Genomic DNA, 23,075 nt, shown 5'->3' on the forward strand with positions numbered 1-23,075 from the left:
ATGCGGCGCACTACGTGTCGCCGCCTCCCCCTCAAGGGGGCGCACCCAGCGGCCTGGCAAAGCCAGTTCCTCGGGTGCCCTGGCATCTGGCCGCGCCGGTTTCTCGGCTGCGGGCGGAGCGCAGCGCAATGGATCACTGACATGATCGACTTCCATCGACTGAAGGCGTGGCGCTTCGACGAGATCGTGCAGCGCTACGATGCCGACGACACGATGCGCTACGCGCTCGCGCTCGGCCTGGGCAGCGACCCGACCGACGCGAAGCAGCTGCAGTTCGTCAACGACGTCCCCGCGCCGCCTCTGGCGCTGCCGACGATGGCGGTGGTGCTGGGCTTTCCGGGCTCGTGGATGCAAGACCCGGCCACCGGCATCGATTTCGCGCAGATCGTGCATGGCGAAGAGCAGGTCGTGTGGCACCGGCCCTTGCCGGCGGCCGGCGCCGTGCGGGCGCGCCACCGCGTGACCCGCATCGTCGACAAGGGGCCGGGCCGCGGCGCCACGATCACCTACGACAAGGCGCTGCACGACGCCGACAGCGACGCGCTGCTCGCGACCGTGACGCACACCACCTTCGCCCGCGGCAACGGCGGCTTCGCCACTGCCGACGTGCCCGGCGATGCCGCGCCACCGCCGCCGGTGCCGGTCCCCACCGAGGCGCCTGATGCCATCGTCGACATCCCGACGCTGCCGCAGCAGGCTTTGCTCTACCGCCTGTGCGGCGACCGCAACCCGCTGCATGCCGACCCCGCGACCGCGCGGGCGGCGGGCTTCGACCGTCCAATCCTGCACGGCCTGTGCACCTGGGGCATCGCGGCGCATGCGCTGCTGGCGCAGTGCGCCGACAGCGACCCCAAGCAGCTGCGCCGCCTGTACGCCCGCTTCTCGGCACCGGTCTTTCCGGGCGAGACACTGCGGCTGGAATTGTTCCGTGACGGCAGCGACGTGCGCTTTCGCGTCCGCGTGCCGGCGCGCGACAAGGTGGTGCTCGACCACGGCCACGCCGTGTTCGCGGCCTGAATTTCAAGACCACAACGAGGAGACAAGATGACGACGCAGACCCCCGAGACCCTTGGACCCATCATCGGCCGCCGAACCCTGCTCGGCGGCGCGGCAGCCGCGCTCGGCACGCTGGCCGTGCCCGCCTTCGCGCAGAGCGCCTACCCCAGCCGCCCGGTGAAGTTCGTCGTGCCGTTCCCGGCCGGCGGGCCGGTCGACACCACCGGCCGCGCCGTCGCGCAGAAGCTGTCGGAGCTATGGGGCCAGCAGGCCATCGTCGACAACCGCGCGGGCGCCGGCGGCATCGTGGGGGCCGAGATCGCGGCCAAGCTGCCGGCCGACGGCTACAACGTGTTCGTCTGCAGCATCCACCATTCGGTGCTGCCCAGCCTCAAGCCACGGTTGACCTACGACATCGAAAAGGACTTCGTGCCGGTGAGCTTCGGCGCGATGTTCCCGGTGGTGCTGGTCGCGCACCCTGACGTGCCGGTGAAGACGGTGGCCGACGTCATCGCGCTCGACAAGCGCGCGCCGGGCACGCTGAGCTTCGGCTCGGCCGGCAACGGCGGCGGCACGCACCTGGCCGGCGAGCTGTTCAACATGCAGGCCGGCACCAAGCTGCTGCACGTGCCGTACAAGGGCAGCGCACCGGCCATGACCGACCTGCTCGGCGGGCAGGTGCAGTTCATGTTCAGCGATGCGCCGACGGCGCTGCCGCAGATCAAGGCCGGCAAGGTGCGCGCCATCGCCGTGGCCAGTGCCAAACGCTCGGCGCTGCTGCCCGACGTGCCGACCGTGGCCGAGTCGGGCCTGCCGGGCTACGAGGCGTATTCGTGGGCCGCCTTCCTCGCGCCGGCCGGCACGCCGAAGGACGTGGTGCAGCGCCTGAGCGCCGACATCGGCAAGGCCTTGAGCGACCCGCAGGTCAAGCAACGCTTGTACGACGCGGGCGCCGAGGCGATGCCCACCACGCCCGAGGCCTTCGGGAAGATGCTGAACACCGAGATCGCCAAGTGGACGAAGGTGGTGCGCACGGCCAACATCAAGGTCGACTGATGGCGTTGCCCGACCCTGAAACCAATGCCCGCCTGATCGTCCGGCAGGACGGGCCCGTGCTGGTGATGACGATCAGCAATTCGGCGGCACGCAACGCGATGCATCCGTCGCTCTACCGGACGGCCGTCGACACCCTGGGCCGCGTGGCGGACGACCGCACGGTGCGCGTCATCGTGCTGACCGGCGAGGGCGATCATTTCTGCGGCGGCGGCGACTTGAAGCGCCTCGCGGCCCAGCGCGACCTGCCGCGCGAGACGCAGGCCGCGCATCTCGATGTGCTGCACGACTGGGTGATGGCGATGCACGACGCGCCGCAGCCGATCATCGCGGCGGTCGAAGGCGCAGCCGCCGGCGGTGGCTTCTCGGTGTGCCTGGGCTGCGACCTGATCGTCGCGGCCGCGGACGCGAAGTTCGTCATGTCGTACGTCAAGCTCGCGCTCAGCCCCGATGGCGGTGGCTCCGACTCGCTGGCGCGCGCGCTGCCGCCGCAGATGGCGCTGGAGCTGCTGCTCGACGGTGGCGTATGCACGGCCGAGCGCCTCCATGCGCTGGGCGTGGTGAACCGCGTGGTGCCGCACGGCGAAGCCATCGCCACCGCGATGGCCTGGGCGCAGCGCCTGGCGGCCGGGCCTTTCGATGCGCAGGCGCGCATCAAGCAACTGGTTCACGCGGCGCGTGGCCGCTCGCGTCGCGCGCAGCTCGACGCCGAGCGCGACGCCTTCGTCGAGAGCCTCTACAGCGACGCCTGCGGCGACGGCATCGCATCGTTTCTGAACGCGCGCCGCAACTGAGGCGGCGCTTCCTTTTCTCTCTGCAAAGCATTCCATGTCCGACCTGCTCGAATCCGCCCTGAACCCGCAATCCGTCGCCGTCATCGGCGCCTCCGAGAACATCCACAAGATCGGTGGACGGCCGATCTACTACATGCAGAAGCACGGCTTCGGCGGGCGCATCTACCCGATCAACCCGTCGCGCGAGGAGGTCCAGGGGCTCAAGAGCTATGCGTCGCTCGCGGCGCTGCCCGAGGCGCCCGATCTGGCGATGGTCGTCGTCGGTGGCGACAAGGCGGTCGAAGCCGTGGCGCAGTGCGCGGCACGCGGCGTCAAATCGGTGGTGGTGGTAGCGTCGGGCTTCGGCGAGACGGGCGAGGAGGGCCGCGCCGTGCAGCGCGCCATGGTCGACACCGCGCGCGCCGCCGGCATGCGCCTCTACGGCCCCAACACGCAGGGCCTGGCCAACTTCGGCACCGGGGCGCTCGCCGGCTTCTCGACCATGTTCGTCGAGGTGCCGCCGGCCGACGGCCCCGTGGGCATCGTGAGCCAGAGCGGCGGCATGAGCGCCATGGCCTATGGCCTGCTGCGCGGCCGCGGCCTGGGCGTGCGGCATGTGCATGCGACCGGCAACGAGGCCGACATCACGGTGTCCGACCTGGCCTGGGCGGTGGCGCACGATCCCGACGTGAAGCTGCTGCTGCTGTACCTCGAGAACATCGCCAACCCTGAGCTGCTGGCGCGCACGGCGGCCTATGCGCGGGAGCGTGACCTCCCGATCATCGCGGTGAAGGCCGGGCGCTCGGAGAGCGGGCAGAAGGCGGCGTCGTCGCACACCGGTTCGCTGGCCAACGAGGACCGCACGGTCGACGCCTTCTTCCGCCACCACGGCATCTGGCGGGTGCGCGACCCGCATGCGCAGGCGCTGGCGGCCGAGGCCTATCTGAAAGGGTGGCGGCCCGAGGGGCGGCGGCTGGTGATCATCAGCAACTCGGGCGCGAGCTGCGTGATGGGCGCCGATGCGTCGGAGGAATTCGGCTTGCCGCTGGCCGAGCTGGCGCCCGCGACCCGTGCCGACGTCGCGAGCCGCCTGCCGGGCTTCGCGACGGCGGTGAACCCGATCGATATCACCGCCGCGCTGCTGTCCAACAGCGGCCTGTTCGGCGACGTGCTGCCGGCCGTGGCGCAGGACCCGTCGGCCGACCTGTTCTTCATCAACATCCCGGTGGCGGGTGCGGGCTACGACGTCGAGGCCTTCGCGCGCGACACGGCCGCCTTCGAGCGCAGCACCGGCAAGCCGGTGGTGGTGGCTGCCTGGCAGGAGTCGGTGGCCGCGCCTTTCAAGGCGCAGGGCATTCCGACCTATGTCAACGAGAACGATGCGCTGGGCACGCTGGCGCAGCTGGTGTCGCACACGGCGCTGATGCGCCAGGCGATCGTGCCGTGGCCTGCCGGCACGGCCCCCGCGCTGCCCCCCGGTACCGGGCAGTTCCTGAACGAGGCGCAAAGCCTGGCGGTGCTGGCCGCGGCTGGGGTGCCGGTGGTGGCGCATCGGCTGTGTCGCAGCGCGAAGGAGGCCGAGGACGCACTGGCCGCGGTGGGTGCCCCGGCCGTCGTCAAGGCCTGTTCGGGCGACGTGCCGCACAAGTCGGAGCACGGCCTGGTGGCATTGAACGTCGGCACGGCGGCGGAGGCGGCGGCGCTGTTCGATCGGCAGTGGGCCAAGCTCGCCGAACTCGGCGCCACGCAAGAAGGCGTGATCGTGGCCGCCATGCGCCGCGGGCAGCACGAGTTCATGGTCGGCGCGCGCATCGACCCGGTCTTCGGGCCGGTGGTGGTCGTGGGCGATGGCGGCAAGTACGTGGAGGCGCTGCAGGATGTGGCCGTGCTCGTGCCGCCCTTTGCCGCGGCCGACGTGACGGCAGCCCTGCGCACGCTGCGCATCGCCCCGCTGCTCGAGGGCGTGCGGGGCGATCCTCCGCTGGACGTCGATGCGCTGGCCGAGGTGGCAGTGGCCGTCGGCCGCCTCATCGTGGACGCTGGCGGGGCCATCGCGTCGATCGACGTCAACCCCGTGCTGGTCGCGGCGCGGGGTGAGGGCGTCGTGGTGCTGGACGCCCTAATCGAACGGGGCGGCTGAACGGCAACAGTCGCGCTTGTGCAAAGATCGTCCAAAGCTTGGCCTTGAACTTGCTAAGCTATGTCGAAGGAGATTGGTCGTTCCATGCACAAATTCGATGAGATGTACGAGCAGTTGCCCTACGCGGGCGCTGCGATCCGGGGGCATTACAAACGCTACGACCAATGGCTGTCGAAGCAGCCGGGCGAATTGATGAAGTCTCGCCGCGAAGAGGCCGAGATGATCTTCCGCCGCGTAGGCATCACCTTCGCGGTGTACGGCGCCAAGGACGAGGACGGGTCGGGCACCGAGCGTTTGATTCCTTTCGACCTCTTGCCGCGCATCATTCCCGCGCACGAGTGGGAACTGATGGAGAAGGGCCTGGTCCAGCGGGTGAATGCGCTCAACCGCTTCATCCACGACGTCTACCACGACCAGGAAATCATCAAGGCCGGCATCGTGCCGATCGAGCAGATCCGCGATAACGCGCAGTTCCGCCCCGAGATGATGGGCGTGACGGTGCCGAACAACGTCTACTCGAACATCTCGGGCATCGACATCGTCCGCGCACCGGATGCCGACGGCAACGGCGAGTACTACGTGCTCGAAGACAACCTGCGGGTGCCCAGCGGCGTGAGCTACATGCTGGAAAACCGCAAGATGATGATGCGGCTCTTTCCGGACCTGTTCGCTCAGAACCGCATCGCGCCCGTCGCGCATTACCCCGACCTGCTGCTCGAAACCCTGCGCGCCAGCGCACCGCCGGCCACGGCCGAGCCGACCGTCGTCGTGCTCACGCCCGGCATGTACAACAGCGCCTATTTCGAGCACGCCTTCCTGGCGCAGCAGATGGGCATCGAGCTGGTCGAGGGGCAAGACCTGTTCGTGAAGGACGATTTCGTCTACATGCGCACCACGCGCGGCCCGAAGCGGGTCGACGTCATCTATCGCCGCGTCGACGACGACTACCTCGACCCGGAAGTGTTCCGCCCGACCTCGACGCTCGGCTGCGCCGGGCTGATGCGCGCCTACCGCGCCGGCAATGTGGCGATCAGCAATGCGGTCGGTACCGGCGTGGCCGACGACAAGTCGATCTACCCCTACGTGCCGAAGATGATCGAGTTCTACCTCGGCGAGAAGCCGATCCTGAAGAACGTGCCGACCTACATGTGCCGCAACAAGGACGAGCTGCAGTACACGCTCGACAACATGAAGGACCTGGTCGTGAAGGAAGTGCACGGCGCGGGTGGCTACGGCATGCTCATCGGCCCGGCCGCCACGCAGGCCGAGATCGAGGAATTTCGCCAGGCCGTGATCGCCAAGCCCGACGGCTACATCGCGCAGCCCACGCTCAGCCTGTCGACCTCGCCGACCTTCGTCGACGCCGGCATCGCGCCGCGCCACATCGACCTGCGGCCCTTCGTGCTGTCGGCCAAGGAAGTGCAGATGGTGCCCGGCGGTCTCACGCGCGTGGCGCTCAAGGAAGGTTCACTGGTCGTCAACTCGTCGCAGGGCGGCGGCACCAAGGACACCTGGATCCTCGAAGCCGATCGGCGCCCCAGGGCCGCCGCACCGGCCGCCACGTCGTCGCAGACGCAAACGCAAACCCAGTCGGCCTGAAGCGAGGAGAACGACCCCATGCTGTCACGCACCGCCGACCACCTCTACTGGATGTCGCGCTACACCGAGCGGGCCGAGAACACGGCCCGCATGCTCGACGTCAACTACCAGACCTCGCTGCTGCCGCAGTCGGCCGAAGTGGCCAAGTTCGGCTGGCAGGGCCTGCTGTCCATCAGCGAACTGCTGCCGGCCTACAACGAGAAGCACGACCAGATCGTCCCCGACGAGGTGATGGAGTTCATGGTCAAGGACGAGTCGAACCCCTCGTCGATCATCTCGTGCCTGAAGGCCGCCCGCGAGAACGCGCGCGCGGTGCGCGGCGCGCTCACCACCGAGGCCTGGGAAACGCAGAACACCACCTGGCTCGACGTCAACCGCATGTTGCGCGCCGGCGAGTTCGAGCGCGACCCGGCGCAGTTCTTCGAGTGGGTGAAGTTCCGCTCGCACCTGTCGCGCGGCGTCACGCTGGGCACGATGCTGCAGGACGAGGCCTTCTACTTCTCGCGGCTGGGCACCTTCCTCGAACGCGCCGACAACACGGCGCGCCTGGTCGACGTCAAGTTCCACGCGCTCAACAGCGAGTTCTTCGGTGCCGCCACCGAGGAAGACCAGGAGTACGACTTCTATCACTGGAGCGCGATCCTGCGCAGCGTCTCGGCCTTCGAGGTGTACCGCAAGGTCTACCGCGACGTGATCAAGCCCGAGCGCGTGGCCGAACTGCTCATCCTGCGCCCCGACATGCCGCGCTCGCTGCATGCCAGCCTGGCCGAGGTGGTGGCGAATCTCGCCAAGGTGCAGAACGACCAGAGCGCCGAGACCCAACGCCGCGCCGGCAAGCTGCTGGCCGACCTGCAGTACGCCCGCGTCGACGAAATCCTCGCGACCGGGCTGCACGCGTACCTGACGCAGTTCCTCGATCGGGTGAACGAGCTGGGGTGGCGCATCAGCCAGGACTTCCTCGTCCCCACGCACTGAGCTTGGTTCCGCCGCGCTGTGCGGCGGCGGTCAACCCTTCGGCGCTGGCGTCTTTGGCTTGTAGTCGCAGTACGGCGCCACCGCGCACTGCCAGCACTTCGGCTTGCGCGCCACGCAGATGTAGCGGCCGTGCAGGATGAGCCAGTGGTGCGCATGCAGCCGGTACTCGGGCGGCACGCGCTTTTCCAACTTCAGTTCGACCGCCAGCGGCGTCTTGCCCGGCGCCAGCCCGGTGCGGTTGCCGACGCGGAAGATGTGCGTGTCGACCGCGATGGTCGGCTCGCCGAAGGCGACGTTGAGCACCACGTTGGCCGTCTTGCGGCCGACGCCCGGCAGCGCCTCCAGCTCGGCGCGGGTCCGCGGCACCTCGCCGCCATGCAGCGCGACCAGCATGCGGCAGGCCTCGATCAGGTGCTTCGCCTTGCTGCGGTAGAGACCGATGGTCTTGATGTAGCCCTCGAGTCCTTCCACGCCCAGATCCACGATCGCCTGCGGCGTGTTCGCGACCGGGTAGAGCTTGCGCGTCGCCTTGTTCACACCCACGTCGGTCGCTTGCGCCGACAGCAGCACGGCGGCCAGCAGCTCGAAAGGCGAGGTGTATTCGAGCTCGGTTTCGGGCGTGGGGTTGACGGCTTCCAGCGTGGCGAAGAAGGGGGCGATGTTCTCTTTTTTCATGAGGTCGTTCGCTGGCTCATTCGCCAGTGGATGCGAGGCGCTTGGCCGTGTGGGACATGCCTTCGAAGATGGCGCTGGCGAGCGCAGAGGGGAAGTCGGCCGGCAGTTGTGCCTGCACGCTGCGCAGCACCTCGGGCACCTGCCCGGCGACCTCGTCGCACAGCGCGCGCGCATCGCCCAGGCCCGCCAGCTTGGCCACGCCGTCCCAGTGCCGCGCCTGGATATCGGCCAGGCCCCAGTGCGCGCTCTTGCTGCGCAATGCCATCGCGAGCCTGGCTTTCTGCGGCGCGATGAGCGCGGCGCCGTGGCCGATCACGGGCCAGGCCGACAGCACATCGTAGAAAGGGGTGAGCCGGTAGCCGCCGCCGCGCTCCAGGAAGATCGAGAAGTTCTTCGCGTGGCCGTCGGTCGCGGCGAGCAGCCAGAACACCATCTGTGCCTTGACAAAGGCGAGCTTGTCGGCCGCCGCGTTGCTGCTCGCGTCGAGCACACGCAGTATCTCGCGCATGCCGGGGCCGCCATCGGTCTCGTACTTCTGTGCGCCCGCCACCCCGAGCGCCTGGCAGAAATCTTCCTGCGGCAGGCGGGCAATCCATTCGTTAGGCGTGCCAGCGTTCTGCAGCGCGCGGTCGAAGCGTTCGACCACCAGCACCTTGCGTTCGCCGAAAGTGGCGATGTCGCAGCGCGCGGTCGGCAGGCCGAAGGCCGACAAGATGCGCGAGCACAGCCATTCGTTCTCGACCGACGAATGCATGTCGGCCTGCATGTTGCCGACGAGGCCGAGCGGCAACTTGAAGATGTGGGTGGTGGGCGTGGCGTTGAGCGGACGGAACCATCGCGCATCGCGCTGCAGCAGCGCAGTCTTCTCCTGCGCGCCGGCGATCGAGATGCGGAAGTCGCCGTCGTCTCGCTGGCCGAGCACGCGGCCTGTCGAGAGCGACGCGTTGATCGCGCGCTCCACGCCTGCATCGTCCAGCGCCTCCGCCTCAATGCGGTCGAAGCCCGTCGGCAGCATGCCTGGCTGCAGCAGTTGCACGGCACCGACGCATTCGCGGCCGATGGCGCCGAGCAGGTCGAAGGCGTCGGTGCTCTGCGTCGCGAACTTGCCCTGCAGGCGCTTGCGGATCGGATCGCTGTCGGGCAGCAGATTGTCGAAATAGTTCTGCACCACCGCGCCGCGCAAGGGCGCGTTGCCGGGCGTGATCGGCAGCGACAACGAGAGCCGGCGCACGGCCGGCGAGGCGGTCCATTCATCGTTGTACTGGAAGCGGTGCTCGCCCTCGCGAACGCTCCATTCGCCCACCGTCTGGCCATTGATCCAGACCATCAGCGGATGGGGGTGCCGCGGGCCGCGACCGCGTTTGGCGCGGCTCACCATGATGTGGTGTCCTTGGCGGCGGTCGGCGCGTCGCTGGAGGGCAGGGCTTCGAGCACCAGTCGGTAGCCCATGAGGGCGACCAGCCGCGAGATCTGGTCGAAGCTGGTGACACCAGGCGCTGCCTCGATGCGCGCGACGCGCTTCTGGTTCACGCCCAGCTGTTCGCCGAGTTCGGCCTGCGTCATCTGGCGAGATTGCCGCAGCGCTTTCAGGACGGCGCTGAGCTGCTGGCTGGTTTCAAGGGGGTATCGCATGCGATTTACTAGCTCGGAGTGGTTAACTGAACTTACTACTTAAAAATAGTAAAGTCAATTAACTAGCCAGAGGTAGTAGATCAGTCTGCGCCAGTCCGCACTTCGCTGGACAATGGCGGCTTAGAAAGAGAAAGACCGCCATGCAATTCGCTTCCCGCCTCGACAACGTCGAAACCTCCGCCATCCGCGAACTCTTCAAGCTGCTCGGCACGCCCGGCATCATCAGCTTTGCCGGGGGCTTCCCGGACAGCGCGATGTTCGACGTGGAGGGGCTAAAGGAGGCCAGCGCCAAGGCGCTCGACGAGGAGCCCGGCGGCGCGCTGCAGTACGGCGCGACCGAAGGCTACGAGCCGCTGCGCACGCAGCTCTCGGCCTTCATGAAGACCAAGGGCGTGGACGTGGCGCCCAGCGGCCTGATCGTCACCACCGGCAGCCAGCAGGCGCTCGATCTGCTGGGCAAGACCATGATCTCGCCCGGTGACAAGGTGATCGTCGAAGGCCCGACCTTCCTCGCGACCATCCAGTGCTTCCGCCTCTACGGCGCCGAACTCATCAGCGCGCCGGTCGACGCCAACGGCGTGAAGACCGACGAACTGGAAAAGCTCATTGCCGAGCACCAACCGAAGTTCGTCTACCTGATCCCGACCTTCGGCAACCCGAGCGGCGCGATGCTGAGCCTGGAGCGCCGCAAGAAGGTGCTGGAGATGGCCGTGAAGTACCAGACGCTGATCGTGGAAGACGACCCGTACGGCGACCTGTACTTCGGCGAGGCACCGCCGCCGTCGATCCTGGCGCTGAGCCAGGACGTGCCCGGCAGCCGAGAGCTCATCGCGCATTGCGGCAGCCTGAGCAAGGTGCTGAGCCCCGGCCTGCGCATCGGCTGGATGATCGCGCCGGCCGAGCTGCTGGCCAAGGCGACGATGTGCAAGCAGTTCAGCGATGCCCACACCAGCACCTTCGCGCAGGCAACCGCGGCGCAGTACCTGAAGAGCGGCCGCATGCCCGCGACGCTGGCCAACGTGCGCAAGGTCTACGGCGAGCGCGCCCAGGCCATGGGTGCGGCGCTCAAGCGCGAACTGGGCGACGCCATCGAATTCACGCAGCCTAACGGCGGCCTGTTCTTTTGGGCGCGCCTCACGGGTGCCAACGGCAAGATCGCCGATGCCAGCGTGCTGGCCAAGAAGGCGATCGAGCAGCTCGTGGCCTTCGTGCCGGGGGCGCCGTTCTTCGCCAGCAATCCGGATGTGTCGACGCTGCGCCTGAGCTTCGCGACGGCCAACGTCGAGAAGATCGAGGAGGGCATCGCCCGCCTCGGCAAGGCACTCTGAGAACGTGTGAATGAACCTGCTGCGCACCCCGATCTCGCATCTGCGGTCCTCACCGCACGCGAGTGCGGCTCCGGTCCTCGACGCAAGCTCGGGGCGCTCGCGACAGTTCCTTCATACGTTGGTCAAGGAGAGCGGTGCAACCGTGGCGCAGAGAGAAGCGCCAGGTTCTCCGTGATCGCGGCGTCGACCTGGCGGTATTTCCCGGTGAGGCGCGACAGCGTCATGATGGTTTGAAGCGCCTTCAGGTCCTTCACGCTCGGCGCCACCTTGATCTGAGCGATGGCTGCCGCCGTGTTGCCGCCATTCACCAGCGCCATCACCTTGCCTGACCAGTCGTTCGCTCGCGCCATTGTGTTCACCTGTTGTCCGTCGGAGCGTCGACTGTACACACGCAGTTAGGATCACTCATGAGAAAAACTTTTCAGCTCAAGCCCGAGGGCAAGCACCCCGACCGTCACCTCGAAGCGGTCAAGCACGAGATCCGCAAGTACATCCAGCGCGAGAAGCGTCGGGACCTGCCGGAAGAGATGGATTACTGGGCCTTCGATTGCCGCTTCGGCGTCGATGCCGATTCGGCCCAGGCCATCCATGTCGAGGAGATCACGCCGTCGATCGATTCGGTGGTGAAGGCGGAAGGCCCGCAGTTCTATGTCGAGATCCTCGCCAGGGCGGCCAAGCGCGGGCCGCGCGGCGAACGGAAGGTGGTCGACAAGCCGGCCGACAACGTCGACAGCGCCGCAGATGGCGAAGCCGACGCCGAGGACTGATACGTTCCGATCAGCGCAGCGCCTGCGCCAGCTGCAGGCCGTAGCGCGCCTCCGCCGCCTGTAGCGAGGCCGCGATCGACGAGTGCAGCCGCACGCCGTCCTTCTCCTGAGATGCCCGACGTTTCAATCCGCCTTCGCCCGGCAGCCGCACCGGCTTGCCGGCATCGACGGGCCGGTTGTCGCGGCAACGCGCGGCCACATGGTCCATCTGTCGCAGGAAGGCGTCCTTGCCGCCGAACGCTTCCAGGTCGTGCAAGGTGATGTGCACCGTCGCCCCCCAGCCCTCGGGCGGGTCGGCCCGGCCGTGGCCGGCGAGCCCGGCGGTCAATGTCTCCACCAGCAGCGCCATGCCGTAGCCCTTGTGGCCGTGGCTCAGCCCGCCGACCGGCAGCAGCGTGCCGGGCGGCTGGTCGAACAGGGTCTGCGGGTCACTGGTGGGATGGCCTTGCGCGTCGATCAGCCAGTCTTCCACGAAGCGCTCGCCCGCGGCGCGCTTGCGGTTGCTCATGCCGTTGGTCGTGATCGATGCCGAGATGTCGACCATCACGCCGCCGTTCGTCAAAGGAAACCCCATCGCCAGCGGATTGGGCGTGAACACCGCCTGCGTGCCGCCGAAGGGCGCGACGCTCGCGGTGTTCGGGTCGGAGCAGGCCAGCAGCATCAGCAGGCCTTCGTCGAGCGCACGCAGCATGTAAGCGGCGAGGCAGGCGATGTGGTGGCTGCGGCGAATGACCAGCGAGGCGGTGCCGAGTTCGCGCGCCCGCGGAATCAGCAGATCGAGGCCCTGGTGCACCAGCCACGGCCCCGGCAGGCGGCGGCCGTCCCACAGCACGGCAGCAGGGCGGTCGGACAGCACCTCGGGCCCACCGTCGCGCGTCATGCCGCCCGATTCGACCTCCTTCACATACCCGGCCAGCAGGGCCAGGCCGTGGGTGTCGTGGCCGAGCAGATCGCCGTCGACCAGCGTGTCGGCCACGCAGGTGGCCATTGGCGCGGCGAGGCCGGCGCGCTGCAGCAGATCGGCCGCGAAGCGGCGCAGCGCAGGGGCGTCGTACAAGGACGTGGTGTCGGCGAAAGGGGTCATGCGGGGACAGGGTTGGTGACGGAGTGCAGCTTGCGGCGGCGCCAGGCCAGCCAGCCCGAACCGCCCCACAGCAGCAGGGTAAAGATGGCCAGGCCGGCGGCGATGGGCCGCTCGACGAAGGCAAGCCAGCTGCCGTCGGACTTGATCATCGAGGTGATGAAGTTCTCTTCGAGCATCTTGCCCAGCAGCATGCCGAGGATGGCCGGCGCCACGGGGAAGCCGTTTTCTTCCAGCACCCAGGCCGCCACGCCGAAGCCCAGCAGGATCCACAGGTCGAAGAGCGCGTTGTTGATGGCGAAGGCACCCACCAGGCAGAACACCAGGATGATCGGCATCAGCACGTTGCGCGGCATGCGCAGCAGGCGCGACGACGCCTTGATGCAGGCCCAGCCCAGCGGCAGCATCAGCAGATTGGCGAGGATGAACACGGCGAACACCGCGTACACGTTCTCCGGGTTGTTCATGAAGATCATCGGCCCGGGGTTCATGTTCTTCATGTAGAGAACGCCGATCACGATAGCCGTGATCGAGTCGCCCGGAATGCCGAACACCAGGGCCGGCACCCAGGCGCCGGCCAGCGCGCTGTTGTTGGCGGCGCCGGCCTCGACCAGGCCTTCGGGATGGCCGGTGCCGAACTTCTCGGGCTCCTTCGACAGCTTCTTGCTCATCGCGAAGGACATCCACGCCGCGATGTCGGCGCCCGCACCGGGCAGGATGCCGACCGCCGTGCCCAGCACGCTGCCGCGCAGCGTCTGCACCGGGTACTTGCGCATCAGGCCGCCCATGCCCTTGAACACCGAGCCGATCTGCGCCTTGAACTCGGCCACCTTCGACGTGTCCAGCGTGAAGCGAATCAGCTCGGAGATGGCGAACATGCCGATCATCGCGGGGATGAGGCTCAGCCCGCTCAGCAGGTTGGGGCTGTCGAAGGTAAAGCGCGGATGGCCCGCCGGGTTCTCCAGCCCGACGCTGCCGAGCAGCAGGCCGAGGCACAGCGTGATCAGCCCCTTGAGCGGCGTGTCGCTGGTGATGAACACCGCGCAGCTCAGGCCCAACAGCACGAGCCAGAAGTACTCGAACGAACTGAACTTGATGGCGACCTCGGCCAGCGCCGGTGCCGCGAGGATCAGCACCACGGTGCCGAACAGGCCGCCGATGCACGAGAACACCAGGCCGATGCCCAGCGCGGTTTCGCCATGGCCCTTGCGCGTCATCGCGTAGGACTCGTCGGTGTAGGCCGCCGAAGCCGGCGTACCCGGAATGCGCAGCAGCGCGCCGGGAATGTCCCCCGCGAAGATCGCCATCGCGGTGGCTGTGACGATCGCCGCGACGGCCGGCACCGGCGGCAGGAAGAAGGTAATCGGCACCAGCAGCGCAGTGGCCATGGTGGCGGTGAGGCCGGGCACGGCGCCCACGAACATTCCGAAGATGCCGGAGAGCAGCATGGCGAGCAGCACGGTCGGCGAGGCGACCATCTGCAGGGCGAGGAGAACGGCGTCCATCAGTGGTCTTTCACCAGGCCAGGGGTTGCAGCACGCCCCAGGGCAGTGGCACCTTGAGCAGCTTGTAGAAGCAGGTGTGGATTACCAGCGTGGCGACAATGGCCACGCCCACCGCGAGCAGCGGTCGCACTCCGCAGGCCCACTGCAGCGCGACCAGCACGATCAGGCTGCACACGATGAAGCCCAGCGTTTCGGACAGCAGGATGTAGAACACCATGCTGCCGAGGGTGATGGCGAAGGCCGCAAGGCGGCGCGGCGAGCGCAGGCCGTCGCTCAGCACCAGCCAAGGCTGTTGCGTGCGCAGGCCCTGCCAGGCCAGCACGGCCGATGCCAGTGCCAGGCCGCCTGCGACGAGCCCCGGGAACAGCGCCGGGCCGTACTGCTGGCCCGCCGCGGGAGGAAAGCCCTGGACGTGCCAGAGCACGGCCAGGGACAGCAGCAGCAGGACGCCGCCGATCAGGCTGTCGTGGAGGCGCATCGGTGCGATGCGGTCACTTGGCGATGCCGACGGCCTTCATGGCCGCGGCGGACGCAGCGTCCTTCTCAGCCATGAACTTGCCGAAGTCGCCGCGGTCCGCATAGAGCGCGCCGAAGCCGCGCTGCGCGAGGAAGTCCTGGTAGCCCTTGCCGTCGTAGATCTTCTTGAGCGCCACCGCGATCTTGTCGGTCATGTCCTTCGGCAGCCCCTTGGGGGCGGCGATGCCGCGCCAGGCGCCGATGTTCCACAGCGTGCCGTCCGCGGCCTTGTAGAGGGGCACCTTCGGGAAGATGCCGTCGGGCTTGGAGCCCATCAGCACCAGCGCGTTGGCCTTGCCGGCCTCGATCAGCGCGCGGGCCTCCGGCAGCGAGCACGACACCACGTCGACGCCGCCTGCCAGCAGATCCTGCAGGCCGGGCGCGGCGCCCTGGCTCGGCACCCACGCGATCGCATTGCCAGGCAGCTTGTTGTCGACGAGCCATTGCGCCAGGCCCAGGTGCCAGATGCCGCCCTGGCCGGTGCCGCTGGCCTTGAGCTTGCCGGGGTTGGCCTTGGCGGCGGCGAGCAGGTCTGCTGCCGACTTGATGGGCGAATCGGCACGCACCATCACCGCATTGGCATCGAAGTTCATCAGCGCGAGTGGCGTGTAGTCCTCGCTGGAGAGCTTGGTCAGGCCGGCGTGTCGCATCATGCCGATCTCCACCGTCAGGATGCCGATGGTGTAGCCGTCGGGTTGCGCCGAGGCGATGGCCTGGTGGCCGACCACGCCGCTGCCGCCGGTGCGGTTCACCACGTTGATGGGCTGCTTGAGTTCCTGTTCGAGCTCGGCCGCGATGATGCGTGCCACCGCGTCGGTACCGCCGCCCGCGCCCCACGGCACGATCAGCGTGATGGGGCGTTCGGGATAGGCCGCGAAGGCCAGGCCGGGAAAGGCGGCGGCGGCTGCGGCGGCGGCCAGGACGCTCAAGGATTGACGGCGCTTCATGTTGTCTCCTGCTCAATGGATCGATGGATGTCCGCCGCATTCTTCGATGCGACAGGGCATTCCAACATCCGGGAGAGCTGACCGGCACCTGAACAACCCTAGGTGCAGTGCGCGTCTTTTTCCCTTAGGAGGAAACCGGTTTCGGCTTTGCCGTCAACGCAGCACCTCGAGCAGGCGGTCGAGGCCGCCCGTATCGATCGCCACCATGGCCTGTTCGCGCACTGTGGGCTTGGCATGGAAGGCGACCGACAGGCCCGCTTCGTTCATCATCGGCAGGTCGTTGGCACCGTCGCCCACCGCGATGCATTCCTGTGGAGACACGCCCAGCAGCGAGGACACCTCCAGCAGCGTGCGCCGCTTTTCGGCGCCGTCGCAGATGTCGCCCCAGCTCTGCTGCACCACGCGGCCCGTGAGCTGGCCGTCGGCCTCGTCGAGCAGGTTCGAGCGCGCGAAGTCGATGCCCAGCCGGTCCTTCACGCGGTTGGCGAAGAAGGTGAAGCCGCCCGACACCAGCAGCACCTTCAGCCCGGCCGCCTTGCACGCCGCCACGAGTTCGCTGGCACCGGGGTTGAGCTGCAGCCGCTGGTCGTAGACCTGCTGCAGCGCCGACACCGGCACGCCTTCGAGCAGTGCGACACGGCGGCGCAGGCTTTCCTTGAAGTCCTTGCTCTCGCCACGCATCGTGGCTTCGGTGATGGCGGCCACCTCGGCCTTCTTGCCGACCGCGTCTGCGATCTCGTCGATGCACTCGATGTTGATCAGCGTCGAATCCATGTCGAAGGCGATCAGCTTGAAATCGCCGAGCGCGAGCGGCGGCGTGAAGCGCTGCACCACGAGGCCGGGCGCGAATTCGGTGGAGCTCATACGGGGGCGGGTTCCTGGTGGGTCTTGGGTTGGCCGAGGCTGCGCAGCACGTCGCGCACCATCTGCGCACGGTCCTTTGGCTCCTTGAGTTCGCGCTCGATGCGCAGCTTCTCGTTGCCGGCCAGCTTGATGTGCTTGTTCTTCTGGATCAGCTGGATGATTGCCATCGAATCGATCGGTGGGTCTTTCTTGAAGGTGATGTTGATGACGCCCGGCGCCGCATCGACCTTCACCACGCCGTAGGGCCGTGCCAGCACGCGCAGGCGGTGCGTGTCGATCAGCGTCTGCGCCTGGGGCGGCAGCTTGCCGAAGCGGTCGACGATCTCTTCGAGCAGCGTGTCGATCTGGTCCGGCGTCTTGGCCGTCGCGAGCTTCTTGTAGAACGACAGGCGCAGGTGCACGTCACCGCAGTAGTCGTCGGGCAGCAGGGCGGGGGCGTGCAGGTTGATTTCGGTCGTGACCGACAGCGGCGCCAGCAGGTCGGGCTCGTGCCCGGCCTTCAGGGAGCGCACCGCCTCGCCCAGCATCTCGTTGTAGAGCTGGAAGCCGATCTCCATCATGTTGCCGCTCTGGTTCTCGCCCAGCACCTCGCCGGTGCCGCGGATCTCCAGGTCGTGCATCGCGAGGTAGAAGCCCGAGCCCAGCTCCTCCATCTGCTGGATCGCGTCCAGCCGCTGCGACGCCTGCTTGGTCAGGCCCTCGATGTCCGGCACCATGAGGTAGGCATAGGCCTGGTGGTGCGAGCGCCCGACACGGCCACGCAGCTGATGCAGCTGCGCCAGGCCGAACTTGTCGGCGCGGCTCATCACGATGGTGTTGGCGGTCGGCACGTCGATGCCGGTCTCGATGATGGTCGAGCACAGCAGGATGTTGTAGCGCTGCGCCACGAAGTCGCGCATCACGCGCTCCAGTTCGCGCTCGGGCATCTGGCCGTGGGCCACGGCGATGCGCGCTTCCGGCAGGATCTCTTCGAGCTTCTGGCGCCGGTTCTCGATGGTCTCGACCTCGTTGTGGAGGAAGTAGACCTGGCCGCCACGCTTGAGCTCGCGCAGCACCGCTTCGCGGATCACGCCGTTGCCCTCGGTGCGCACGAAGGTCTTGATGGCCAGGCGGCGCTGCGGCGCGGTGGCGATCACGCTCAGGTCGCGCAGGCCTTCGAGCGCCATGCCCAGCGTGCGTGGGATCGGCGTGGCGGTCAGCGTGAGCACGTCGACCTCGGCACGGATGGCCTTCATCGCCTCCTTGTGGCGCACGCCGAAGCGATGCTCCTCGTCGATGATGAGCAGACCCAGGTTCTTGAAGTTGATGGAGGGCGACAGCAGTTTGTGCGTGCCGACCACGATGTCGACACTGCCGTCGGCCAGCCCCTTGGCGGCGGCAGTGATCTCTTTCGCCGAACGGAAGCGGCTCATCTCCGCCACCTTCACCGGCCACTTGCTGAAGCGGTCGACCAGCGTCTGGTAGTGCTGCTCGGCCAGCAGCGTGGTCGGCGCGAGGAAAGCGACCTGCTTGCCGCCGGTGATGGCGATGAAGGCGGCGCGCAACGCGACCTCGGTCTTGCCGAAGCCGACGTCGCCGCAGACCAGGCGGTCCATCGGCTGCGGCGAGATCATGTCCTGGATCACCGCGTGGATCGCGGCCTTCTGGTCGGCGGTTTCGTCGAAGCCGAAGTCGTTGGCAAACACCTCGTAGTCGGCGGCCGAGTAGCGGAAGGCGTGGCCCTGGCGTGCGGCGCGGCGGGCATAGATGTTGAGCAGCTCGGCAGCGGAATCGCGGATCTGCTCGGCGGCCTTGCGCTTGGCCTTGTCCCACTGGCCCGAACCCAGCTTGTGCAGCGGCGCCTCGTCAGCGCTCACGCCGGTGTAGCGGCTGATCTGGTGAAGCTGGCTCACCGGCACGTAGAGCGTCGCCTTGTCGGCGTACTCCAGGTGCAGCATCTCCTGCAGCAGCGGGTTGCCCTCGGCGTCCTTGCCCTGGCCGAGGTCCATGTTGATCAGGCCGCGGTAGCGGCCGATGCCGTGCGCGGTGTGCACCACCGGGTCGCCGACGTTGAGCTCGGAGAGGTCCTTGATCAGCGCCTCGACGTCGCTGACCTGCTCCTGCCGCTTGTTGCGGCGGCGCGTGGTCGGCGCGGTGGCGAAGAGCTCGGTTTCGGTGACGAAGTCGATGTTGCGCTCGCGCCAGGCGAAGCCCGAGGCCAGCGCGGCCGTCGCGATGCCGATGTTCTCGGCATCGTCGGCCTCGAACTCGGCCAGCGATTCATAGGCGGGCGGGCTGATGCCACTGGCGCGCAGGAAGTCGAGCAGGCTTTCGCGCCGGCCGTCGCTCTCGGCGATCAGCAGCAGGCGGCTCGGCGTCGCGCGGATGTAGTCCTTGAGCTTGGTGAGCGGGTCTTCGGCACCGCGCACGACCGCGAAGGGCGGCAGCGTGTCGAACTCGGCATACGGCGCCTCGGTGGCCGCGCCGCGGATGGCCAACTGCGCATACGGCTTGGCGCGGGTGTAGAACTGCTCGCCGTTGAGGAACAGCGATTCAGGCGGCAGCGCCGGCCGTTCCGGGTCGCCGCGCACCAGGCGGTAGCGCTCGGCGGCGTCCTGCCAGAAATGCTGGAAGGCAGGCTCCAGGTCGCCATGCAGCACCACGGTCGCGTCGGTGCCCAGGTAGTCGAACACCGTGGCCGTCTCCTCGAAGAACAGCGGGAGGTAGTACTCGATGCCGGCGGTGGCCACGCCGTTGCCCATGTCCTTGTAGATGCGGCTCTTGGTCGGGTCGCCCTCGAGCAGTTCGCGCCAGCGGCTGCGAAAGCGCGCACGGGCATCGTCGTCCATCGGGAACTCGCGCCCGGGCAGCAGCCGCACCTCGGGCACGGGGTAGAGGCTGCGCTGCGTGTCGGGGTCGAAGGTGCGGATGGTGTCGATCTCGTCGTCGAACAGGTCCACGCGGAAAGGCACCAGCGAGCCCATCGGGAACAGGTCGATCAGCCCGCCGCGCACCGCGTACTCGCCTGGGCTCACCACCTGCGTCACGTGGCTGTAGCCGGCCAGCGTGAGCTGCGCCTTGAGCTTGGACTCTTCCAGCTTCTGCTTGGTCTTGAAGTGGAAGGTGTAGCCGGCCAGGAAGGCGGGCGGCGCGACGCGGTAGAGCGCCGTGGTCGCCGGCACCAGCACCACGTCGGCCTCCTTCTGGCTGATGCGCCAGAGCGTGGCCAGCCGTTCGCTGATCAGGTCCTGGTGCGGCGAGAAGCTGTCGTAGGGCAGCGTCTCCCAGTCCGGAAACAGCGCGCAGCGCAGCTCGGGCGCGAAGAAGGCGATCTCGTCGATCAGCCGCTGCGCGTCGTTGGCGTCCGCCGTGAAGATGGCGGTGGCGCGGCCAGCCTTCTTTTCGCGTTCAGCCAATTGGGCGAGCAGCAAGGCATCGGCCGACAGGGGCGGGCGCGGCAGCGTGAATCGCTTGCCGGCGGGGAGAGCGGGGAGATCCATGAAGTGCTTCGAGAAATGCAGAACACCCCGCGTCGGGTGACGAGGGGTGTTGAGAGACGTTGCAATTCTAGAATGGCAGCCCCTTTCCTGCCCGCCGCGCGCCGCGCGGCCTTCCGATGCACGCCTCCCGCTTGTTCGTCCTCATCCCCAGCGCCGGCTCGGGCAGCCGCGCGGGGGGCGAGACGCCCAAACAGTACCGGCGCATCGCTGGCCAGCCGATGGTCGCGCATACCCTGGCGGCGTTTCGGGCGTTGCCTGGGCGCTTCGCGACCGTGGCCTTGGTGGTGGCGCCGGACGACCGGGCCGTCGAGGCTGCGTTGCCGCGCTTCCCCGGCGCCGGCGAGGCGCTGCTGCGGGTCGGCGGCGCCAGCCGGGCGGCCTCGGTGCGCAACGGCCTCATCGCGCTGCGGGACCGCGGTGCTTCGCCGTACGACTGGGTGCTGGTGCACGACGCCGCCCGCTGCCTGGTCACACCGACGCAGATCGAATCCTTGCTGGCCGCATGCGAGCACGACGCCGTCGGCGGCCTGCTGGCGCATCGGCTGGCCGATACCCTGAAATCGGCGTCACCCGATGGCCGCGTGGCCGCCACCCTGGCGCGCGCCGACAAATGGCTGGCGCAGACGCCGCAGATGTTCCGCATCGGCATCCTGCTCGACGCGCTGGAAAAGGCGGGCGACGCGGTCACCGACGAGGCCAGCGCCATCGAGGCGCGCGGTTTGGCGCCGTTGCTGGTCGAGGGCAGCGCCCAGAATTTCAAAGTCACCTACGCCGAGGACTTCGCACTGGCCGACGCCGTGCTGCTCGCGCGTCGCAATCAGGGCACCGCATGACATCGTTCGACATTCGCGTGGGCGAGGGCTGGGACATCCATCAGCTCGTCGCCGGGCGCAAGCTCATCCTGGGCGGCATCGAGGTGCCGCACACCACCGGCCTGCTGGGCCATTCCGACGCCGACGTGCTGCTGCACGCGATCACCGATGCGTTGCTGGGCGCGGCGGGCCTGGGCGACATCGGCCGGCATTTTCCGGACACCGACGCGCAGTTCCGCGGGGCCGATTCCGCCGTGCTGCTGGCCGAGGCAGCGCGGCGCGTGCGCGCGGCGGGTTGGCAGATCGGCAACGTCGACAGCACCGTGATCGCGCAGGCGCCGAAGTTGGCGCCGCACATCCCGGCCATGGTCGCGCGCATAGCCCAGACGCTGGACGTTGCGCTCGACCGTGTCAACGTGAAGGCCAAGACCGCCGAGAAGCTGGGCCCGGTGGGCGAGGGCCGCGCGATGGAAGCGCGCGCCGCGGTGCTGCTGCACCGCTGAGCCGCACCGGTCGCAGTCGCCTCAGGTTTTTTTGACAGGCGCCGCTGCGGGTTTGGGCGGCATGGCGCGCGGCATGCGGATGTGCGCCGCAAAACCGCGCCCCGGCGTGCTGGTGAGCGCGAAGGTGCCGCCCATGCGCTCGATGTTCTTCGCGACGATCGACAGACCGAGCCCGGCGCCCGCGGCGGAGGTGCGCGCGGCGTCGCCTCGGAAGAACGGTTTGGTCAGCTGCGACAGCATGGCCGCCGCGACGCCGGCGCCGTGGTCACGCACCTTGATCAGTACGGCCGCGTCGCTGGCCTGCGCCTGGATGGTCACGTCGGCCACGCCGGTGGCGGGCGTCTTGCCGTAGCGCCGGGCGTTCTCGACCAGGTTCGAGATCACGCGCTGCAACTCGACCTCGTCGGCCATCACCCGCAGGTCGGAAGGAACATCGACCTTGATCTTCATGTCGTCGTACTCCTGCACGGCGTAGGTACAGGCGTCGACCACGTCGCGCAGCAGCACGGGTTTGAAGTCGACATGGTCAGGGCGTGCGTAGTCCAGGAACTTGTCGATGATCGCGTCGAGTTGCGCGATGTCGGCGGCCATGTGGTTGCGCGCGTCCTCGTCGGCGACGCTCATCTCGGTTTCCAGGCGCAGTCGTGCAAGTGGCGTGCGCAGGTCGTGCGAGATGCCGGCCAGCATGATGGCGCGATCTTGCTCGATCTTCGCCAGCTGGTCGGCCATGCGGTTGAAGCCGATGTTCACCGCGCGGATCTCGTTGGTGCGCGCCCGCTCGTCGAGCCGGTGGGCCTCGTACTCGCCTTCGCGCACCTGCCGCGTGGCGCGCGAGAGTTGCTTGAGCGGCCGGTTGATGAAGCGCGTGATGAGCGCTGCGCCGGCCAGTGACAGCGCCATCGCCGTGATCAGCCAGACCAGCCAGGTGCGTCCGCCCACACGGCTGAACCGCGTCGGGTCGAGCAGCAGCCAGTAGGTGTCGCTCTCGATCGTGAAACCGATCCAGAGGCCCGGTTCGTCATTGACCCGGCTGGCGACGGTCGTCCCTTCGCCGAGCTGGGCAATGAGTTCAGCGGTCACGCGCTCGTCGAGCGCGCCGCTGGTGTAGGGCGCGAAGCGGTCGTTGGGCTCGCGCGGCAGGATGCGCACGCCTTCCTGGTCGGCGAGCGTCTTGATCAGCGAAACCCGGGTGATCGCGTCGGAGTAGACCAGCGCGGCGCGCGTCAGGTTCACCAGCGAGGCGATCTGGTGCGCGGTCTGGATGGCGCGCGGCTCGTATTCCAACGCGCGAAAGGTCTGAAGCCACGCGACCGTGCAGCCGAAGAGCAGCAGCGCCAACAGGAAGAAGGTGCGCCAGAAAAGGCTGAAGCCGAGCTTCAGCCCGACGCGTCGCTTGGTCTGAGGCGCGCCCTCGAGGGGGCTCGGCATCG

21 protein-coding genes are annotated in these 23,075 nt (G+C 68.1%); 10 read left to right on the forward strand and 11 right to left on the reverse strand.

Annotated elements, in window-relative coordinates:
- Positions 1-141 precede the first annotated feature (141 nt).
- The 6 genes from ACSFA0_RS11270 to ACSFA0_RS11295 all read left to right on the forward strand — a co-directional run bounded on the left by ACSFA0_RS11270 (position 142) and on the right by ACSFA0_RS11295 (position 7,536).
- Positions 142-1,017: a MaoC family dehydratase gene (locus ACSFA0_RS11270; protein WP_435450269.1), complete on the forward strand. Its 876-nt coding sequence runs from the start codon at positions 142-144 to the stop codon at positions 1,015-1,017.
- A 27-nt stretch (positions 1,018-1,044) separates the two neighbouring features.
- Positions 1,045-2,052, forward strand: coding sequence for a tripartite tricarboxylate transporter substrate binding protein (locus tag ACSFA0_RS11275; protein ID WP_435450270.1), 1,008 nt, complete (start codon positions 1,045-1,047; stop codon positions 2,050-2,052).
- Positions 2,052-2,843, forward strand: coding sequence for an oxepin-CoA hydrolase, alternative type (locus ACSFA0_RS11280; protein WP_435450271.1), 792 nt, complete (start codon positions 2,052-2,054; stop codon positions 2,841-2,843). The genes ACSFA0_RS11275 and ACSFA0_RS11280 overlap by 1 nt, the downstream gene beginning before the upstream one ends.
- A 34-nt stretch (positions 2,844-2,877) precedes the next feature.
- Positions 2,878-4,962 (forward strand): acetate--CoA ligase family protein, encoded by a 2,085-nt coding sequence (locus ACSFA0_RS11285; protein ID WP_435450272.1) that lies wholly within the window; start codon positions 2,878-2,880, stop codon positions 4,960-4,962.
- Positions 4,963-5,046: 84 nt separating this feature from the next.
- Complete coding sequence (locus ACSFA0_RS11290; RefSeq protein WP_435450273.1) at positions 5,047-6,561, forward strand: circularly permuted type 2 ATP-grasp protein; 1,515 nt, start codon at positions 5,047-5,049, stop codon at positions 6,559-6,561.
- Positions 6,562-6,579: 18 nt separating this feature from the next.
- Positions 6,580-7,536, forward strand: coding sequence for an alpha-E domain-containing protein (locus tag ACSFA0_RS11295; RefSeq protein WP_435450274.1), 957 nt, complete (start codon positions 6,580-6,582; stop codon positions 7,534-7,536).
- A 30-nt stretch (positions 7,537-7,566) separates the two neighbouring features.
- Here ACSFA0_RS11295 and nth read toward each other — a convergent pair whose 3' ends face one another.
- The 3 genes from nth to ACSFA0_RS11310 are packed head-to-tail and all read right to left on the reverse strand — an operon-like array spanning position 7,567 to position 9,843.
- Positions 7,567-8,211, reverse strand: coding sequence for an endonuclease III (gene nth / locus ACSFA0_RS11300; RefSeq protein ID WP_435450275.1), 645 nt, complete (start codon positions 8,209-8,211; stop codon positions 7,567-7,569).
- A 16-nt stretch (positions 8,212-8,227) separates the two neighbouring features.
- Positions 8,228-9,589, reverse strand: a complete 1,362-nt coding sequence (locus ACSFA0_RS11305) for a type II toxin-antitoxin system HipA family toxin (RefSeq protein WP_435450276.1) — start codon at positions 9,587-9,589, stop codon at positions 8,228-8,230.
- The gene (locus ACSFA0_RS11310; protein ID WP_435450277.1) at positions 9,583-9,843 is read right to left on the reverse strand and encodes a helix-turn-helix domain-containing protein; all 261 of its coding nucleotides are present in this window, start codon (positions 9,841-9,843) and stop codon (positions 9,583-9,585) included. The genes ACSFA0_RS11305 and ACSFA0_RS11310 overlap by 7 nt, the downstream gene beginning before the upstream one ends.
- A 140-nt stretch (positions 9,844-9,983) precedes the next feature.
- Between ACSFA0_RS11310 and ACSFA0_RS11315 the strand changes: the two genes are divergently transcribed.
- Complete coding sequence (locus ACSFA0_RS11315) at positions 9,984-11,171, forward strand: aminotransferase-like domain-containing protein (protein WP_435450278.1); 1,188 nt, start codon at positions 9,984-9,986, stop codon at positions 11,169-11,171.
- A 122-nt stretch (positions 11,172-11,293) separates the two neighbouring features.
- On the opposite strand, the gene ACSFA0_RS11320 is transcribed toward ACSFA0_RS11315, so the two are convergent.
- Complete coding sequence (locus ACSFA0_RS11320; protein WP_435450279.1) at positions 11,294-11,521, reverse strand: hypothetical protein; 228 nt, start codon at positions 11,519-11,521, stop codon at positions 11,294-11,296.
- A 57-nt stretch (positions 11,522-11,578) separates the two neighbouring features.
- On the opposite strand from ACSFA0_RS11320, the gene ACSFA0_RS11325 reads away from it, so the two are divergent.
- The gene (locus tag ACSFA0_RS11325) at positions 11,579-11,938 is read left to right on the forward strand and encodes a DUF6172 family protein (protein ID WP_435450280.1); all 360 of its coding nucleotides are present in this window, start codon (positions 11,579-11,581) and stop codon (positions 11,936-11,938) included.
- Between the two features lie 10 nt (positions 11,939-11,948).
- Here the strand turns inward: ACSFA0_RS11325 and ACSFA0_RS11330 are convergent, their stop codons facing one another.
- The 6 genes from ACSFA0_RS11330 to mfd all read right to left on the reverse strand — a co-directional run bounded on the left by ACSFA0_RS11330 (position 11,949) and on the right by mfd (position 20,330).
- On the reverse strand, positions 11,949-13,022 hold the full coding sequence (locus tag ACSFA0_RS11330) for an Ldh family oxidoreductase (protein WP_435450281.1): 1,074 nt from the start codon (positions 13,020-13,022) through the stop codon (positions 11,949-11,951).
- On the reverse strand, positions 13,019-14,527 hold the full coding sequence (locus ACSFA0_RS11335) for a tripartite tricarboxylate transporter permease (protein WP_435450952.1): 1,509 nt from the start codon (positions 14,525-14,527) through the stop codon (positions 13,019-13,021). Before ACSFA0_RS11335 ends, ACSFA0_RS11330 begins: the two co-directional genes overlap by 4 nt.
- 7 nt (positions 14,528-14,534) lie before the next feature.
- The gene (locus tag ACSFA0_RS11340; RefSeq protein ID WP_435450282.1) at positions 14,535-15,002 is read right to left on the reverse strand and encodes a tripartite tricarboxylate transporter TctB family protein; all 468 of its coding nucleotides are present in this window, start codon (positions 15,000-15,002) and stop codon (positions 14,535-14,537) included.
- A 13-nt stretch (positions 15,003-15,015) separates the two neighbouring features.
- Positions 15,016-15,987 (reverse strand): tripartite tricarboxylate transporter substrate binding protein, encoded by a 972-nt coding sequence (locus ACSFA0_RS11345; protein WP_435450283.1) that lies wholly within the window; start codon positions 15,985-15,987, stop codon positions 15,016-15,018.
- 153 nt (positions 15,988-16,140) lie between these two features.
- Positions 16,141-16,851 carry a phosphoserine phosphatase SerB gene (gene serB / locus ACSFA0_RS11350; RefSeq protein ID WP_435450284.1) on the reverse strand — a complete coding sequence of 237 codons (711 nt, stop codon included), beginning with the start codon at positions 16,849-16,851 and terminating at the stop codon, positions 16,141-16,143.
- A complete protein-coding gene (gene mfd / locus ACSFA0_RS11355) occupies positions 16,848-20,330 on the reverse strand; it encodes a transcription-repair coupling factor (RefSeq protein ID WP_435450285.1) in 3,483 nt (1,160 codons plus the stop codon). Before mfd ends, serB begins: the two co-directional genes overlap by 4 nt.
- Positions 20,331-20,446: 116 nt before the next feature.
- Here mfd and ispD point away from each other — a divergent pair, with 116 nt between their 5' ends.
- Both ispD and ispF read left to right on the forward strand, forming a co-directional pair.
- Positions 20,447-21,163: a 2-C-methyl-D-erythritol 4-phosphate cytidylyltransferase gene (ispD, locus tag ACSFA0_RS11360; protein WP_435450286.1), complete on the forward strand. Its 717-nt coding sequence runs from the start codon at positions 20,447-20,449 to the stop codon at positions 21,161-21,163.
- Entirely contained in the window at positions 21,160-21,645 is a 486-nt protein-coding gene (gene ispF, locus ACSFA0_RS11365) for a 2-C-methyl-D-erythritol 2,4-cyclodiphosphate synthase (RefSeq protein ID WP_435450287.1), read from the forward strand. The genes ispD and ispF overlap by 4 nt, the downstream gene beginning before the upstream one ends.
- 21 nt (positions 21,646-21,666) lie before the next feature.
- On the opposite strand, the gene ACSFA0_RS11370 is transcribed toward ispF, so the two are convergent.
- The gene (locus tag ACSFA0_RS11370) at positions 21,667-23,073 is read right to left on the reverse strand and encodes a sensor histidine kinase (protein ID WP_435450953.1); all 1,407 of its coding nucleotides are present in this window, start codon (positions 23,071-23,073) and stop codon (positions 21,667-21,669) included.
- Positions 23,074-23,075 lie beyond the last annotated feature (2 nt).

The sequence above is a fragment of the Variovorax restrictus genome, from assembly GCF_051216715.1.
Lineage (GTDB): Bacteria > Pseudomonadota > Gammaproteobacteria > Burkholderiales > Burkholderiaceae_C > Variovorax.

What these genes read in the sequence shown, in the direction of transcription:
- ACSFA0_RS11305 (WP_435450276.1), bottom strand. Translation starts at nt 9,589, where the DNA reads ATGGTGAGCCGCGCCAAACGCGGTCGCGGCCCGCGGCACCCCCATCCG.
- ACSFA0_RS11315 (WP_435450278.1), top strand. Translation starts at nt 9,984, where the DNA reads ATGCAATTCGCTTCCCGCCTCGACAACGTCGAAACCTCCGCCATCCGC.
- ACSFA0_RS11275 (WP_435450270.1), top strand. Translation starts at nt 1,045, where the DNA reads ATGACGACGCAGACCCCCGAGACCCTTGGACCCATCATCGGCCGCCGA.
- ACSFA0_RS11345 (WP_435450283.1), bottom strand. Translation starts at nt 15,987, where the DNA reads ATGAAGCGCCGTCAATCCTTGAGCGTCCTGGCCGCCGCCGCAGCCGCC.
- mfd (WP_435450285.1), bottom strand. Translation starts at nt 20,330, where the DNA reads ATGGATCTCCCCGCTCTCCCCGCCGGCAAGCGATTCACGCTGCCGCGC.
- ACSFA0_RS11290 (WP_435450273.1), top strand. Translation starts at nt 5,047, where the DNA reads ATGCACAAATTCGATGAGATGTACGAGCAGTTGCCCTACGCGGGCGCT.
- ACSFA0_RS11310 (WP_435450277.1), bottom strand. Translation starts at nt 9,843, where the DNA reads ATGCGATACCCCCTTGAAACCAGCCAGCAGCTCAGCGCCGTCCTGAAA.
- serB (WP_435450284.1), bottom strand. Translation starts at nt 16,851, where the DNA reads ATGAGCTCCACCGAATTCGCGCCCGGCCTCGTGGTGCAGCGCTTCACG.
- ispD (WP_435450286.1), top strand. Translation starts at nt 20,447, where the DNA reads ATGCACGCCTCCCGCTTGTTCGTCCTCATCCCCAGCGCCGGCTCGGGC.
- ACSFA0_RS11280 (WP_435450271.1), top strand. Translation starts at nt 2,052, where the DNA reads ATGGCGTTGCCCGACCCTGAAACCAATGCCCGCCTGATCGTCCGGCAG.
- ACSFA0_RS11340 (WP_435450282.1), bottom strand. Translation starts at nt 15,002, where the DNA reads ATGCGCCTCCACGACAGCCTGATCGGCGGCGTCCTGCTGCTGCTGTCC.
- nth (WP_435450275.1), bottom strand. Translation starts at nt 8,211, where the DNA reads ATGAAAAAAGAGAACATCGCCCCCTTCTTCGCCACGCTGGAAGCCGTC.
- ACSFA0_RS11330 (WP_435450281.1), bottom strand. Translation starts at nt 13,022, where the DNA reads ATGACCCCTTTCGCCGACACCACGTCCTTGTACGACGCCCCTGCGCTG.
- ACSFA0_RS11270 (WP_435450269.1), top strand. Translation starts at nt 142, where the DNA reads ATGATCGACTTCCATCGACTGAAGGCGTGGCGCTTCGACGAGATCGTG.
- ACSFA0_RS11370 (WP_435450953.1), bottom strand. Translation starts at nt 23,073, where the DNA reads ATGCCGAGCCCCCTCGAGGGCGCGCCTCAGACCAAGCGACGCGTCGGG.
- ACSFA0_RS11285 (WP_435450272.1), top strand. Translation starts at nt 2,878, where the DNA reads ATGTCCGACCTGCTCGAATCCGCCCTGAACCCGCAATCCGTCGCCGTC.
- ACSFA0_RS11295 (WP_435450274.1), top strand. Translation starts at nt 6,580, where the DNA reads ATGCTGTCACGCACCGCCGACCACCTCTACTGGATGTCGCGCTACACC.
- ispF (WP_435450287.1), top strand. Translation starts at nt 21,160, where the DNA reads ATGACATCGTTCGACATTCGCGTGGGCGAGGGCTGGGACATCCATCAG.
- ACSFA0_RS11325 (WP_435450280.1), top strand. Translation starts at nt 11,579, where the DNA reads ATGAGAAAAACTTTTCAGCTCAAGCCCGAGGGCAAGCACCCCGACCGT.
- ACSFA0_RS11320 (WP_435450279.1), bottom strand. Translation starts at nt 11,521, where the DNA reads ATGGCGCGAGCGAACGACTGGTCAGGCAAGGTGATGGCGCTGGTGAAT.